This is a genomic window from Massilia litorea (genome assembly GCF_015101885.1).
GTDB classification, from domain to species: Bacteria; Pseudomonadota; Gammaproteobacteria; order Burkholderiales; family Burkholderiaceae_D; genus Telluria; species Telluria litorea.
The window spans coordinates 3346338-3360824 of record NZ_CP062941.1 but is presented as its reverse complement, the minus strand read 5'-3'; the positions used below and the strand labels follow the sequence as shown (position 1 = coordinate 3360824).

Sequence of the window (14487 nt, the reverse complement as noted above, 5' to 3'; positions counted from 1 at the left end):
TTCCAAAACAAGGATTAAACGTCGATGAACACAATGACCGACATGGCCGAACAGCTGGACGTCAAGCTCCTGCTCGCAACGCTGATGGCCCTGAAAAAGGGTGACTTTTCGGTACGCATGCCTTCCGACTGGACTGGCGTCTCGGGCAAGATCGCCGATACCCTGAACGACATCATCGAGACCAAATCGAAGATGGTCGAAGCCGTGACCGAAGTGTCGCGCGTCGTCGGCCGCGAAGGCCACCTGACCCAGCGCGCGGACGTGCCGGGCGTGGTCGGCGGCTGGAGCACCATCATCAGCTCGGTCAACACCCTGATCGACGACCTGGTGCGCCCGACCACCGAGATGGCGCGCGTCATCGGCGCCGTGGCGAAGGGCGACCTGTCGCAGACCATGGCGCTGGAAGTGGACGGGCACCCGCTGAAGGGCCAGTACCTGCGCGCGGCGACCACCGCGAATACGATGGTGGAACAGCTCTCCTCCTTCTCTTCCGAAGTGACGCGCGTGGCGCGGGAAGTCGGTACCGAAGGTAAACTCGGCGGCCAGGCGCAGGTGAAAGGCGTGGCGGGTACCTGGAAGGACTTGACCGACTCGGTCAACTCGATGGCGGGTAACCTGACCTCCCAGGTGCGTAACATCGCGGAAGTGACGACCGCCGTGGCGAACGGCGACTTGTCGAAGAAAATTACGGTGGACGTGCGTGGCGAGATCCTGCAGCTGAAGGACACGATCAACGTCATGGTGGACCAGCTGCGCTCCTTCGCATCCGAGGTGACGCGCGTCGCGCGTGAGGTGGGTACCGAGGGCAAGCTGGGCGGCCAGGCATACGTGCCGGGCGTCGGCGGTACCTGGAAGGACTTGACCGACAACGTGAACTTCATGGCCTCGAACCTGACGGGCCAGGTGCGTAACATCGCGGCGGTGACGACCGCGGTGGCGAACGGCGACTTGTCGAAGAAGATTACCGTGGACGTGAAGGGCGAGATTCTCGAACTGAAGAACACGATTAACGTCATGGTCGACCAGCTGTCCTCCTTCGCATCCGAGGTGACGCGCGTGGCGCGAGAAGTGGGTACGGAAGGAAAGCTGGGCGGCCAGGCGCAGGTGAAGGGTGTTGCGGGTACCTGGAAGGACTTGACCGACTCGGTGAACTCGATGGCGGGTAACCTGACCGGCCAGGTGCGTAACATCGCGGACGTGACCACCGCCGTGGCGAACGGCGACTTGTCCAAGAAGATTACGGTGGACGTGAAGGGCGAGATTCTCGAGCTGAAGAACACGATCAACGTCATGGTCGACCAGCTGAACTCCTTCGCATCCGAGGTGACCCGAGTCGCACGGGAAGTGGGTACCGAGGGCCGCCTGGGCGGCCAGGCGAACGTGCCTGGTGTTGCGGGTACCTGGAAAGACTTGACCGACGGCGTGAACTCGATGGCGGGTAACCTGACCGGCCAGGTGCGTAACATTGCGGACGTGACGACCGCGGTGGCGAACGGCGACCTGTCGAAGAAGATTACCGTGGACGTGAAGGGCGAGATTCTCGAACTGAAGAACACGATTAACGTCATGGTCGACCAGTTGTCCTCGTTCGCATCCGAGGTGACGCGCGTCGCGCGTGAGGTGGGTACCGAAGGCAAGCTGGGTGGACAGGCCTACGTGCCGGGCGTCGGCGGTACCTGGAAGGACTTGACCGACAACGTGAACTTCATGGCCTCGAACCTGACGGGCCAGGTGCGTAACATCGCGGCGGTGACGACCGCGGTGGCGCGCGGTGACTTGTCGAAGAAAATTACCGTGGACGTGAAGGGCGAGATTCTCGAACTGAAGGACACGATCAACGTCATGGTCGACCAGTTGTCCTCCTTCGCATCCGAGGTGACCCGGGTCGCCCGTGAGGTGGGTACGGAAGGTAAGCTGGGCGGCCAGGCAAACGTGTCCGGTGTCGCGGGTACCTGGAAGGACTTGACCGAGAACGTCAACCAGCTGGCGGCAAACCTGACCAACCAGATGCGCGCGATCGGTGAAGTGGCAACGGCCGTGACCCGTGGTGACTTGTCGCGCTCGATTCAGGTCGAAGCGCGCGGCGAGGTGTCCTACCTGAAGGACAACATCAACGAGATGATTCGTAACCTGAAGGAGACCACGCAGAAGAACGCGCAGCAGGATTGGCTGAAGACCAACCTCGCCCGCTTCACGCGACTCCTGCAGGGCCAGCGCGACCTGGGCGCGGTGACCAAGCTGATCCTGTCCGAACTGGCACCGCTGGTCTCGGCGCACCACGGCGTGTTCTACATGATGGACTCGCAGGAAGCCGATGCCCGCCTGCGGATGATCGCATCGTATGGCTATCGTTCCAGCCGCAAGCTGCCGACCTCGTTCTCGCCGGGCGAAGGCCTGGTGGGCCAGTGCGCGCTCGAGAAGACCCGCATCTGGCTGACCGACGTCCCGCGCGACTACATCGTCGTCTCCTCGGGCCTGGGGTCGGCGCCGCCGAACAACATCGTCGTGCTGCCGATCCTGTTCGAACAGCAGGTCAAGGCCGTGATCGAAATTGCTTCGCTCGACCGCTTCACCGAGACCCACCTCTCCTTCCTCGACCAGCTGATGGAGTCGATCGGCGTCGTGTTGAACACGATCGAGGCGAACAGCCGTACCGAATCGCTGCTGACCCAGTCGCAGTCGCTGGCGCAGGAACTGCAGCAGACCAACCAGGAACTGGCGGAAAAGGCGCGCCTGCTGTCCGAGCAGAACATCGAGGTGGAACGCAAGAACCGCGAGGTGGAGCAGGCGAAACTGGCGCTGGAAGAAAAGGCGACCCAGCTGGCCCTGTCCTCGAAGTACAAGTCCGAGTTCCTTGCGAATATGTCGCACGAACTGCGTACTCCGTTGAACTCGCTGCTGATCCTGGCGCAGCAGCTGTCCGATAACCCGGAAGGCAACCTGTCGGGCAAGCAGGTGGAATTCGCAAAGACCATCCACGGCTCCGGTTCCGACCTGCTGACCCTGATTAACGACATTCTGGACTTGTCGAAGATCGAGTCGGGTACGGTCACCCTGGACGTGTCGGAATACCGCTTCGCCAACCTGCGCAACTACGTGGACCGCACCTTCCGCCACATGGCCGAAGCCAAGCACCTCGGCTTCCAGGTCGACCTTGCGGAAAACCTGCCGACCGCCGTGATGACGGACACCACGCGCCTGCAGCAGGTGTTGAAGAACCTGCTGTCGAACGCCTTCAAATTCACCAGCCACGGCCAGGTCGCGCTGCACATCAGCCTGGTGACCAGCGGCTGGACGGCGGACCACCCGCACCTGCTGCATGCGGACGCGGTGCTCGCGTTCTCGGTCAGCGACACCGGTGTCGGCATCCCGTCCGACAAGCTGCAGCTGATCTTCGAAGCCTTCCAGCAGGCCGACGGCTCGACCGCCCGTAAATACGGCGGAACCGGCCTGGGCCTGTCGATCTCGCGCGAACTGGCGCGCCTGCTGGGCGGCGAGATTCGCGTGGAATCGACCGTCAACGTCGGTTCGATCTTCACCCTGTACCTGCCGTACAACCGCGCCGGCTTCATCAACTACGAAGCGACGCGCCAGCCGCAGCCGGCCCGCCTGGTCGCGCCAAGCGCAGCACCCCTGTCCGCACCGGTGGTCTACACCCCGGCGCAGGTCGAGGAAAGCGGCGTGGCCACCATCGAAGTCCAGGCCCCGACCAACAGCAACCTGGTCGAATACGCCTCGATGCTGGATGACCGCGGCCTGATCGCCCCGGGCGACCCTTCGGTGCTGATCGTGGAAGACGACGACCGCTTCGCCAAGACCGTGCTGGAACTCGCGCGCGAGAAGAACTTCAAGGGCATCGTCACCCACCGCGGCGACTCGGCCCTGTCGCTGGCGCGCGATTACCTGCCGTCGGCGATCCTGCTCGACATCGACCTGCCGGACATCGACGGCTTCACGGTGCTGGATCGCCTGAAGCGCGACCCGAGCACCCGCCACATCCCGGTGCACGTGGTCTCGGCACTGCGCGAGCGCGAGCGTGCGCTGCGCCAGGGCGCGATCTCCTTCCTGAACAAGCCGGTGGAACGCGAGGTCCTGGAAGATGAATTCAATCGCATCCAGAAGTTCCTGGTCGGTGGCAAGCGTTCTTTGCTGGTGGTGGAAGACGACATGGCCCAGCGCGAGTCGATCGTGGCCCTGATCGGCGACAGCGACCTGAACATGGTGACCGTGGAAACCGGCAAGGCCGCGATGGAAGCGCTGGACGCCCAGCACTTCGACTGCATGGTGCTCGACCTGACGCTGCCGGACATCTCGGGCTTCGAGCTGCTGGACGAAATCGGCAAGAAGCCGGCCCTGCGCGACCTGCCGATCGTGATCTACACGGCGCAGGAACTGAACCGCAAGGAAGTCACGAAGCTCAAGAAGTATGCGAAGACCATCGTCATCAAGGATGCCCGTTCGCCGGAGCGCCTGCTCGACGAAACGGCGCTGTTCCTGCACCGTTCGCACGCCTCGCTGCCTGAACTGCAGCGGCGCATGCTGGAAGAGATCCACGCGGCCGATGGCGGCCTCGCCGGACGCAAGGTGCTGATCGTCGACGACGACCTGCGTAACATCTTCGCGCTGTCGTCCTTGCTGGAGCGCCAGCAGATGCAAGTGCTTTTCGCGGAGAACGGCCGGGACGGCATCGAAGTGCTGGAGAAGGATCCGACCATCGAGATCGTCCTGATGGACATCATGATGCCGGAGATGGACGGCTACGACACGATGCGCGCCATCCGCCGTATTCCGAAGTTCAAGTCGCTGCCGATCATTACCCTCACCGCGAAAGCGATGAAGGGCGACCGCGACAAGTGCATCGCCGCCGGCGCTTCCGACTACATCACCAAGCCGGTCGATGTGGCGCAGCTGCTGTCGCTGATGCGAGTGTGGCTGCATTGACCGCCTTTGCCGCCTTCGCCGCTTCGCTGGCTGTCGAGGAACTGGAAATCGAACTGTTGCTGGAGGCTTTGACCCAAAGGCACGGCTACGATTTCCGCGACTACGACCGCCAGCTGGTGCGGCGCAAGCTGCTGGGCGTGATGGGCGTACGCGAGCTGAAAACGGTCTCCGCGCTGCAGGAACGGGTGCTGCACGAGCCGGGCGCCGCATCCGGCGTGCTGCGCGCGCTGGCGGTGCGTCCGGCCGGACTGTTCGACGATCCGGCCGGGGCACTGCACGCACGCCAGGTGCTGGGCGCGAACCTGCGTTCGGCCGCCTTGCCGAAGCTGTGGCTGGCCGAATGCGCCGGCATCGGCGAAGCCTGGACGCTGGCGATCCTGCTACAGGAAGAAGGCCTGCTCCACCGCAGCGAGATCTTCGCCACCATGGCCAACGACGAGTTGCTGGCCGAAGTACGCGAAGCGGGCATCGATGCCGACAGCCTGCCCGGGCTGCAGGAGAACTACCTCCTTGCGGGCGGCACCGGAACGCTGGCGGACTATTTCGAGGTGCAGGACGGCCGCGCGCTCCTGCTGCCGCGCCTGCGTTCGCGCATCACCTGGGCCGGCCACAACCTGGTGACGGACGCCTCGTTCAACGAGTTCCAGGCCATCCTCTGCTGCCGCGCGCTGGCCGACTTCGGCCCGATGCTGCGCCAGCGCGTGCTGCGCCTGTTCTACGAGAGCCTGTCGCGTTTCGGGGTGCTCGGCATCGACCGCGAGCTGGCGCCGGGAGATGCGCATGCGGGGGCCTACAAGCCGCTGCTGCCGGACTTGCCGTGGTATCGGCGGGTGGAGTGAGTTCTTGTGAAGGGCGGCGCTTGCCGCCCTTTTTTATCCCTATTTCGACCCGATCGCGCTCGGCCGCTCCGCAATCCGGTCGCGCCAGGCCTGCAGGTTCGCCATCCCCTCCTCGCCCGGCCTGAAACGCAGCAGGCCGCGCCCGAATTCGAGCGCGCAGAAGGCGGTGATGTCGGCAATGGTAAAACGCTCGCCGGCCACATACGGCTGGCGCGCCAGCACCTGGTCGAGCCAGCGCGCGGTGATGCGCATCCTGTCGGCCTGCGCCGCGCCATACTCCTTGAACTGCGGCTGCTCCAGCGGCGCCAGCGCCGGGTGCGTGTGGCGCGCGCTGTGCGCCGTCTCCAGCAGCAGGTGCAGTTCCATGCGGCGGTCCGCCATCTCGATGAAGGCGCGCTCCTCGAAGTCGACGCCCATCAGGTTCGGCTCGGGATAACGGCCCTCGAGCCAGGTGCAGATCGCACGCGTCTCGCTCAGCACGCGGCCGTCGTCGAATTCCAGCGCCGGCACCCGCCCGAGTGGGTTCTTGGCCAGGAAGCGCTCGCTCCTTTGTTCGCCGGCCAGGATGTCGACCACCTCGGTCGCTATCCCGGTGATGCCTTTTTCGAGGATGAACATGCTGACCCGGCGCGGGTTGGGCGCATGGCTGCTGATATACAGTTTCATAGGTCTCCTTCGGTTTTGTTGTAATGATCTTCCATGGGAATCATAGCCGCAAACAGGCTGCCCGGCGACGCGCCGCGGCGATTCAGCTCTTAACAGATTGACACTCCCCCGGCCCGGCGCTAGATTGGCGGATTGCCTGCCTTCGACGAAAGAACCCATGCACCGCAGCCTGCTCTCCGCCGCCCTCGTCCTTGCCTTCTCCGGCCTGGCCGCCCTGCCCGCCGGCGCCGCCCCGGCCGCACCGACAACCAGCATCGAAGCGACGACCCAGCTGCCGCGCGGCGTGCGTCCGCTGCACTACGACATCGCGCTGGTGCCGGACGCGCAGAACGCCCGCTTCGGCGCCCAGGCCGCGATCGATCTCGAGATCACGGTCCCGACCAGCAGCATCACCCTGAACGCGGCCGACCTGGCGTTCACGCGCGCCTCCCTGGCGCCGCGCACCGGCGCCGCACTGGACGCGAAAATCGCCATCGACGACAAGGCGCAGACCGCCACCTTCCGCTTCGCCAGGCCGCTCCCGCGCGGACGCTACAAGCTCAGTCTCGACTACACGGGCGCGATCGGCAGCCAGGCCGTCGGCCTGTTCTCGCTCGACTACAGCACGGGCGAGGGCAAGCGGCGCGCCTTGTTCACCCAGTTCGAAAACTCCGATGCGCGGCGCATGATCCCGTCCTGGGACGAGCCGGCCTACAAGGCGAGCTTCGCCCTGCGTGCTACCGTGCCGGCGGGCGAAATGGCCGTCAGTAACATGCCGGTGAAATCCAGCACCACGCTGCCCGACGGCCGGGTCGAGCTGCGCTTCGCCGATACGCCGAAGATGTCCACTTACCTGCTGTTCTTCGCGCTGGGCGACTTCGAGCGCGCAACAGCAACGGTGGACGGCACGGAACTGGGCGTCGTCACGCGCCGCGGCAGCCTGCCGCAGGCGCGCTTCGCACTGGAGTCGTCGCAGGCCGTCCTGCGCGAGTACAACGATTATTTCGGCGTGCGCTATCCGCTGCCGAAACTCGACAACGTCGCCGGCCCGGGCCGCAGCCAGTTCTTCGGCGCGATGGAAAACTGGGGCGCGATCTTCACCTTCGAATACGCGCTGCTGCTGGATCCGGCGATTTCGACCCAGCACGACAAGCAGGAAGTCTTCGCCACCGCCGCCCACGAAATGGCGCACCAGTGGTTCGGCGACCTGGTCACCATGCGCTGGTGGGACGACCTCTGGCTCAACGAAGGCTTCGCTTCCTGGATGGAGTCGCGCATGACGGCGCGCCTGCATCCCGAGTGGAACACGGCGCTCGAAGCGGTGAACAACCGCGACGCGGCCATGCGCCGCGACGCGCTCGCCACCACCCATCCGGTGGTGCAGCACGTGAAAACCGTCGAGCAGGCCAGCCAGGCCTTCGACGAGATCACCTATCAAAAGGGCGAAGCCGTGATCCGCATGCTGGAAGCCTATGTCGGCGAAGACGCCTGGCGCCGCGGCGTGCGTTCGTACATGCGCGAACACGCCTACGGCAACACGGCCTCGAACGACCTGTGGCGCCAGGTCGAGCGCGCCGCGGCGAAACCGGTGACGGCGATCGCGCACGACTTCACGCTGCAGCCGGGGGTGCCGCTGATCCGCGTCGGCGAGCCCGTGTGCAAGGGCGGCAGCATGACGGTGGCGCTGAGCCAGGGCGAATTCTCGCGCGACCAGCCGGCGCGCAAACCACTGAACTGGCGCGTGCCCGTCATTGCGCAGGCGACCGCCACGACGGGGCCAAACCCGGCCGAAGCGCGCACGCTGGTCGCCGGCGGCAAGGGCAGCCTCACCCTGCCCGGCTGCGGCCCGGTCGTCGTGAACGCCGGCCAGAGCGGCTACTACCGCACCCTGTACAGCCAGGACGGCTTCGCGCAACTCACGAAGGGCTTCGCCGCGCTGGCGCCGATCGACCAGCTCGGCATGCTGAGCGATACCTGGTCGCTCGGCATGGCCGGACTGCAGCCGGCCTCGAACTTCCTCGACCTGGCCGATGCCACCGCGGCGGGCGCCGATCCGCAGGTCTGGGCGCTGGTTGCCCGCGGTTTCGGCAGCCTGCACGCGATGTATGGCGAGGACAGGGCCGGCCGCGCGCGCCTCGACGCCTATGCCGTCCAACGCCTGGCGCCGGTGATGGCGCGGATCGGCTGGAACGCGCGCGCGGACGAACCGACCTCGCACGCCAACCTGCGTGCGCAGCTGATCTCGACCCTGAGCCAACTGGGCGACCAGGCCACGATCGATGAAGCACGCCGCCGCTACGCCGCCATGGAAACCGACCCGACCGCCGTGCCGGGCGCCCTGCGCAAGACCATCATGGCAGTCGTCGCCGCCCACGCCGATCCTGCCGCCTGGGAAGCGCTGCGCCGCGCCGCCCAGGCAGAGAAATCGCCGATGATCAAGGACGCGATGTATGCGCTGCTGGCCTCGAGCGAGGACCCGGCGCTCGCCGAACGGGCGCTGGCGCTGGCCCTGGGCGACGAGCCGGGCGCGACGAACGGTGCGGCGATGATCGCGATGGTGTCGCACAGCCATCCGGAACTGGCCTTCGATTTCGCGCTGGCCAACATCAAGGCCGTCAACGAGCGCGTCGACGCCACCTCGCGCAGCCGCTACCTGCCCGGCCTGGCCGGCAGCGCCGCGACGCCGGCGATGATCGAGAAGGTGCGCGCCTATGCCGAGGCCCACATCGCACCGGAAGCGCGGCGCGATGCCGAGACCGCGATCGCCGCGATCAAGGACCGCATCAAGGTGCGCCGCGAACGGCTACCGGAGATCGATGCCTGGCTCGCGCAGCGCGCCAGGTAAGCGGGTCGCCGAACTCGGCGCCGCTGGTGCGGCTTATCCGTTCATCCGCACCGTGCCGTCGACGATCTTGACCCGGTCCCCGTCGTGCCATTCCGGCGCTGCCGCGTGTGCGATGGTCCGGCTCGACCCGTTGCTCATGCGGATCGTCGTTTCATAGCTGCGCGTCGCCCTTGCCTGTTTTTCGATCTGGTTGCCGGCAAAGGCGCCGCCGATCGCGCCGACCACCGTCATCGCTTCCTTGCCGTGACCGCCGCCGACCTGGTTGCCCAACAGGCCGCCGACGACGGCCCCACCCGCCGCACCCAGGCCGCTTCCGTCGCCGCGGGTGCTGACTTCCCGGATCGACTCCACGACCCCGCAATTGCCGCAGGCCAGTGCAGGCGCACTGTGCGCCGGCTCGGCACGGGGCTGGCGATGGACGGCCGGGGCGCTTGCCGCGCGCGGATGCGTTGCATGCGTCGCTGCCTGTTGTGCAGGGACGGCCGGCGACGCCAGCGTGGCCACGTTTGCATTGTTGCTCGCTCCGGTCGACGGCAGCCATCCGAGGATGGCCGCGGTGCCGGTCAGGCTCACCAGCACAATGGCGGCGCCGGCAATGATCAGCATGGGATGGGTGCGGTTTTTCGAAGCGGTGGTAGGGGACATGGTCATGATGATTTCTTCTTAGTGAGGGGGAATTCAGGTGAGACGGGGAACCGGTCGGGAGTTCGTTTCTTCTTGAGCGGTTTGCACCAGGCACGGTGCGCAGGCATCGTTATCCGCTCTTCGGCAAGGCGGCTCTGCCGGCTACCGCACATAGCGTGAAACGATGCGTCGAACGGAATGTGCCGATCTTTTTTGCGATAAAAGCGATGCACGGGATGCAGGACGACCAGCCGTACTGCTGGAAGGCCCAGGCCAATGCCACGATGCTGGACATTGCCATCACCAGGGTCGGCGATGAAAACGGGTGCAACCAGGGGGCGGAACACAGACTCGTTATTTTTGTATGAAAATTTGCCGGACTCATGACTTGACTTTCGTTGACCATTTCCTGCCTTGAAGCATGAGGCTCATGCAAACCAGGAAATGTTGGAAGGCGCATTCGTTCGCGGCGCTGACTTCGTGCTGCACTATCGCGTTTCGCCAACGCCGGCTCCGTTCGGTACCGCGCTTAGGTCGGGGAAAATGTTTGCCGAAATAGTTGTAGGTTTTATAACCCCTTCGTGCTACCCTGCGCTCATCCATACCTCAGTAGACAAAGAAGCCAGCGCCGCGTGCCCCCCATACAAGACCCGAACCAGAATCACCTCCTCGCTGCCCTGCTCGACGCCGAGTTCGACCGTCTCTCCCCTCATCTCGAATGCATTCCCCTCCTGCTCGGCGAAGTGCTCTGCCAGTCCGGCGGCACGCTCGATTACGTTTATTTCCCGACGACGGCCATCATTTCGATCCACTACCTGCTGGAAAACGGCGGCTCGTCGGAAATCGCGGGCGTCGGTAACGAGGGCGTGCTGGGCGTTGCGCTGTTCATGGGCGGCAGTACCACGCCGAGCCGCGCCGTGGTCCAGACCGGCGGCTTCGGTTATCGCCTGCCGGTACGCGTCCTGATGGAAGAATTCAACCGGGCAGGCCCGGTGATGCGCCTGCTGTTGCGCTACACCCAGGCCTTGCTCACCCATATGTCGCAAACCGCGGTATGCAACCGCCACCACACCGTGGAGCAGCAACTGTGCCGCTGGCTGCTGCTCACGCTCGACCGTCTTTCGTCCAACGAACTGACGATGACGCAGGAGCTGATCTCGAACATGCTGGGCGTGCGGCGCGAAGGCGTGACCGAGGCCGCCGGCAGGCTGCAGGGATACCGCTACATCAGTTATCGGCGCGGCCACATCACGGTACTCGACCGCGCCGGCCTCGAGCAGCATGTATGCGAATGCTATGGCGTGGTCAAGAAGGAATTCGGACGGCTGCTGTCGGACGTGCGCCAACGCCAGCCGGTGGCCCGGCCGGGCCTGGCCGCCTGAACACCCCCTTTTTCCCGTTACCGTCCGCCAGGCTTGCCGCCCCTGGCCGGGCATTGGAGTCCATCATGCAACATATCGGATATTTTTCCGTCAGAAACCTGGCGGCGGCCGGCTTCGCCGCCAGCCTGGCCGTGCTGGTCCTGGTGAGCGCATTCGCACTCCAGCATGCCGACGGCCCGGCAATGACGGTGCGCGTCACGGCAAGCCTGGGCCTGCTGCTGTGTTTCCTGGGCGGTTTGCTGCTGCTGGCCAGGAGCCAGTCGCGCCAACGCAGCGCCATGCAGGCGAAGCTGCTGTCGGCACCCTTGTTGAAAACCGGGGCGCTGCAGGACGCGATTTTTAACAGCGTCAACTTTTCAAGCATTGCCACCGATGCCGACGGTGTCATCCAGATCTTCAATGTCGGCGCCCAACGCATGCTCGGCTATGCGCCCAGCGACGTGGTGAACAAGCTGACGCCCGCCAGCATCTCGGACGCGCACGAGCTCATCGTCCGCGCGGCATCCCTGAGTACCGAGTTCGGCACCGCCATCAGTTCCGGCTTCGACGCGCTTGTCTACAAGGCGGTACGGGGTATCGAGGACATTTACGAATTGACGTATATCCGTGCCGATGGAACACGCTTCCCGGCACTGGTGTCGGTCACCGCCCTGCGTGGCCCGAACAGCGAGGTGATCGGGTTCCTGCTGATCGGGACCGACAATACGGCCCGCAAGCAGGTCGAGGCGGAACAGTCGCTGCTCGACCAGCGCCTGCGCGACCAGCATTTCTATACGCGCTCGCTGATCGAATCGAACATCGACCCGCTGATTACGACCGACCCGCGCGGCATTATCAGCGACGTCAACCAGCAAACGGAGATGCTGACCGGCCGCACGCGCGACGAACTGATCGGCGCGCCGTTCAAGGGCTGCTTCACCGAGCCGCAACGTGCCGAAGAGGCGATCACCCGCGTCCTGCACGAAGGCAAGGTCACGAATTATGAACTGACGGCACTGGCACGTAACGGCAAGGAAACGGTGGTGTCGTTTAACGCGACGACCTTCCATGACCGCGACCGCAAGCTGCAAGGGGTCTTCGCCGCGGCGCGCGACGTCACCGAGCGCAAGCACTTCGAACATGCGCTGCAGGTGACCAACGGCGAGCTGGTCGCCGCCCGGGAAGCGGCCGAGAAGGCCAACCGTGCCAAGTCCGAATTCCTGTCGAGCATGAGCCACGAGCTGCGGACCCCGCTCAATGCGGTGCTCGGTTTTGCCCAGCTGATGGGTTCGGAAGTGCCGCCACCGGAGCCGCGCCAGCAACGCTCGATCGACCAGATCCTCAAGGGCGGCTGGTATTTGCTGCGCCTGATTAACGAGATACTGGACCTGTCCATGATCGAGGCGGGCAAGGTGACCATGTCGCAGGAATCGATGTCGATTAACGATGTCCTGCAGGACTGCAAGGGGATGATCGAACCGCAGGCGACGAAACGGGGCATTGCAATGCGCTTCCCGGAACTCGACAACATCCTGTATGTGCACGCGGACCGCACCCGGCTCAAGCAGGTCATGATCAACCTGCTGTCGAACGCCATCAAATACAACGGCATCGGCGGCAGCGTGACGGTCGAGTGTGCCAACAGCGGCGCCGATCGCGTGCGCATCAGCGTCAGGGACACCGGCGCCGGCCTCTCCGCCGACCAGCTTGCGCAATTGTTCCAGCCGTTTAACCGCCTCGGCCAGCACGACAGCGTCGAAGAAGGCACCGGCATCGGACTCGTCGTCACGAAACAACTGGTGCAACTGATGGGCGGGCAGATCGGCGTGGACAGCGTGGTCAACCAGGGAACGGTATTCTGGGTCGAGTTTGCGGCGTCCGCGCCGCCCACCCTGGTACTGGACAATATTGACGAGGAATCCCTCGGGCGCCGGCAAACGGCGGCCACCGGACTCGATGAGCAGCCGACCCTGCTCTACGTTGAGGATAATCCGGCCAACCTCGCCCTCGTCGAGCAATTGATCGCGCGCCGAGGCGACCTCAAACTGCTGACGGCGATCGACGCGCATCTCGGCATCGAACTGGCGCGCGCCTACCTGCCCGACGTGATCCTGATGGACATCAACCTGCCGGGCATGAGCGGCTACGGAGCGCTCAAGCGCCTGCACGAGGATCCGGTCACCGCACATATCCCGGTGCTGGCGCTGTCGGCGAACGCCGTTCCGCGCGACATCGAAAAAGGACTGGAAGCCGGCTTCTTCCGTTACCTCACCAAGCCGATCCGCGTACACGAATTCATGAACGCCCTCGATGTCGCCTTGCTGCACGCCGCCAGCCATCGGGGCCTCCAGCCGCCGCACATCACCAATATCGATATCCCGATGCACATTCCGAGGAACTGCCATGCTTGACGCTAATGAAATCCTGAACGCAACGATCCTGATCGTGGATGACCAGGAGGCAAACGTCTTGCTGCTCGAGCAAATGCTGCGCAACGCGGGCTATCGGCACATCACGACGACCCAGGATCCGCGCGTGGTCTGCAGCCTGCACCAGGAGCAGCGCTTCGACCTGATCCTGCTCGACCTGCAGATGCCGGAAATGGATGGGTTCGAGGTGATCGACGCGCTCAAGGCGATCGAGGACGGCGGCTATCTTCCGGTGCTGGTCATCACCGCCCAGCCGGCGCACAAGCTGCGCGCGCTGAAAGCGGGCGCGAAAGATTTCGTCAGCAAGCCATTCGACTTTGTCGAAGTACAGACGCGTATCCACAATATGCTCGAAGTGCGCCTCCTGTACCGCCGGCTCGGCGATCACAACCGCCTGCTCGAACAGACCGTCCTCGAACGCACCGCCGAGCTGCGCCGGAGCGAAGCACGCTTCCAGCGCTTTACCGAACTCTCGTCCGACTGGTATTGGGAGCAGGACCCTGCGGGGGCCCTGACGCAATTCTCGGGCCCGGTGGAAGAGATGCTCGGCATCAACAACAGCGTCACTGCCGAGGAAATGGCTGCGGCGGGCTGGAACCTGGCCGAGCGTGCGACGCTCGAGGCCAAGATTGCGAATCGGCAGCCCTTCCTCGACTTTATCTACAGCCGAACCCTGCCGGACGGACGCGTTCAAACCCTGCAGGTCAGCGGCGAACCGATGTTCGACGCGGCCAGTGCATTCGCCGGTTACCGGGGCATCGGACTCGATGTCAGCGAACGCATGCTGCGCGCCTGAACGGTAG

The 14487-nt window shown here is 64.7% G+C and carries 9 protein-coding genes; 6 read left to right on the top strand and 3 right to left on the bottom strand.

From position 1 onward, the window contains the following. Positions 1-24: 24 nt before the first annotated feature. Complete coding sequence (locus tag LPB04_RS15120) at positions 25-4941, top strand: hybrid sensor histidine kinase/response regulator (protein ID WP_193685354.1); 4917 nt, start codon at positions 25-27, stop codon at positions 4939-4941. Continuing rightward, positions 4929-5780 carry a CheR family methyltransferase gene (locus LPB04_RS15115; protein WP_227496426.1) on the top strand — a complete coding sequence of 284 codons (852 nt, stop codon included), beginning with the start codon at positions 4929-4931 and terminating at the stop codon, positions 5778-5780. The genes LPB04_RS15120 and LPB04_RS15115 overlap by 13 nt, the downstream gene beginning before the upstream one ends. 39 nt (positions 5781-5819) lie before the next feature. Here LPB04_RS15115 and LPB04_RS15110 read toward each other — a convergent pair whose 3' ends face one another. After that, the gene (locus LPB04_RS15110; RefSeq protein WP_193685353.1) at positions 5820-6446 is read right to left on the bottom strand and encodes a glutathione S-transferase family protein; all 627 of its coding nucleotides are present in this window, start codon (positions 6444-6446) and stop codon (positions 5820-5822) included. 157 nt (positions 6447-6603) lie between these two features. Here LPB04_RS15110 and LPB04_RS15105 point away from each other — a divergent pair, with 157 nt between their 5' ends. Beyond that, positions 6604-9270, top strand: coding sequence for a M1 family metallopeptidase (locus LPB04_RS15105; protein ID WP_193685352.1), 2667 nt, complete (start codon positions 6604-6606; stop codon positions 9268-9270). A 33-nt stretch (positions 9271-9303) separates the two neighbouring features. On the opposite strand, the gene LPB04_RS15100 is transcribed toward LPB04_RS15105, so the two are convergent. Then, on the bottom strand, positions 9304-9921 hold the full coding sequence (locus LPB04_RS15100; protein WP_227496425.1) for a glycine zipper 2TM domain-containing protein: 618 nt from the start codon (positions 9919-9921) through the stop codon (positions 9304-9306). Further along, complete coding sequence (locus LPB04_RS15095) at positions 9918-10241, bottom strand: hypothetical protein (protein ID WP_193685351.1); 324 nt, start codon at positions 10239-10241, stop codon at positions 9918-9920. Before LPB04_RS15095 ends, LPB04_RS15100 begins: the two co-directional genes overlap by 4 nt. 285 nt (positions 10242-10526) lie before the next feature. Here LPB04_RS15095 and LPB04_RS15090 point away from each other — a divergent pair, with 285 nt between their 5' ends. From LPB04_RS15090 to LPB04_RS15080, 3 genes are all read left to right on the top strand, one after another. Next, entirely contained in the window at positions 10527-11276 is a 750-nt protein-coding gene (locus LPB04_RS15090) for a Crp/Fnr family transcriptional regulator (protein WP_193685350.1), read from the top strand. Positions 11277-11341: 65 nt separating this feature from the next. After that, positions 11342-13666 (top strand): PAS domain-containing hybrid sensor histidine kinase/response regulator, encoded by a 2325-nt coding sequence (locus tag LPB04_RS15085; RefSeq protein ID WP_407943862.1) that lies wholly within the window; start codon positions 11342-11344, stop codon positions 13664-13666. Then, the gene (locus LPB04_RS15080) at positions 13659-14480 is read left to right on the top strand and encodes a response regulator (protein WP_193685349.1); all 822 of its coding nucleotides are present in this window, start codon (positions 13659-13661) and stop codon (positions 14478-14480) included. The genes LPB04_RS15085 and LPB04_RS15080 overlap by 8 nt, the downstream gene beginning before the upstream one ends. Positions 14481-14487 lie beyond the last annotated feature (7 nt).

Coding starts and splice junctions, on each gene's coding strand:
- LPB04_RS15120 (WP_193685354.1), top strand. CDS start 25: ATGAACACAATGACCGACATGGCCGAACAGCTGGACGTCAAGCTCCTG.
- LPB04_RS15110 (WP_193685353.1), bottom strand. CDS start 6,446: ATGAAACTGTATATCAGCAGCCATGCGCCCAACCCGCGCCGGGTCAGC.
- LPB04_RS15105 (WP_193685352.1), top strand. CDS start 6,604: ATGCACCGCAGCCTGCTCTCCGCCGCCCTCGTCCTTGCCTTCTCCGGC.
- LPB04_RS15100 (WP_227496425.1), bottom strand. CDS start 9,921: ATGACCATGTCCCCTACCACCGCTTCGAAAAACCGCACCCATCCCATG.
- LPB04_RS15085 (WP_407943862.1), top strand. CDS start 11,342: ATGCAACATATCGGATATTTTTCCGTCAGAAACCTGGCGGCGGCCGGC.
- LPB04_RS15080 (WP_193685349.1), top strand. CDS start 13,659: ATGCTTGACGCTAATGAAATCCTGAACGCAACGATCCTGATCGTGGAT.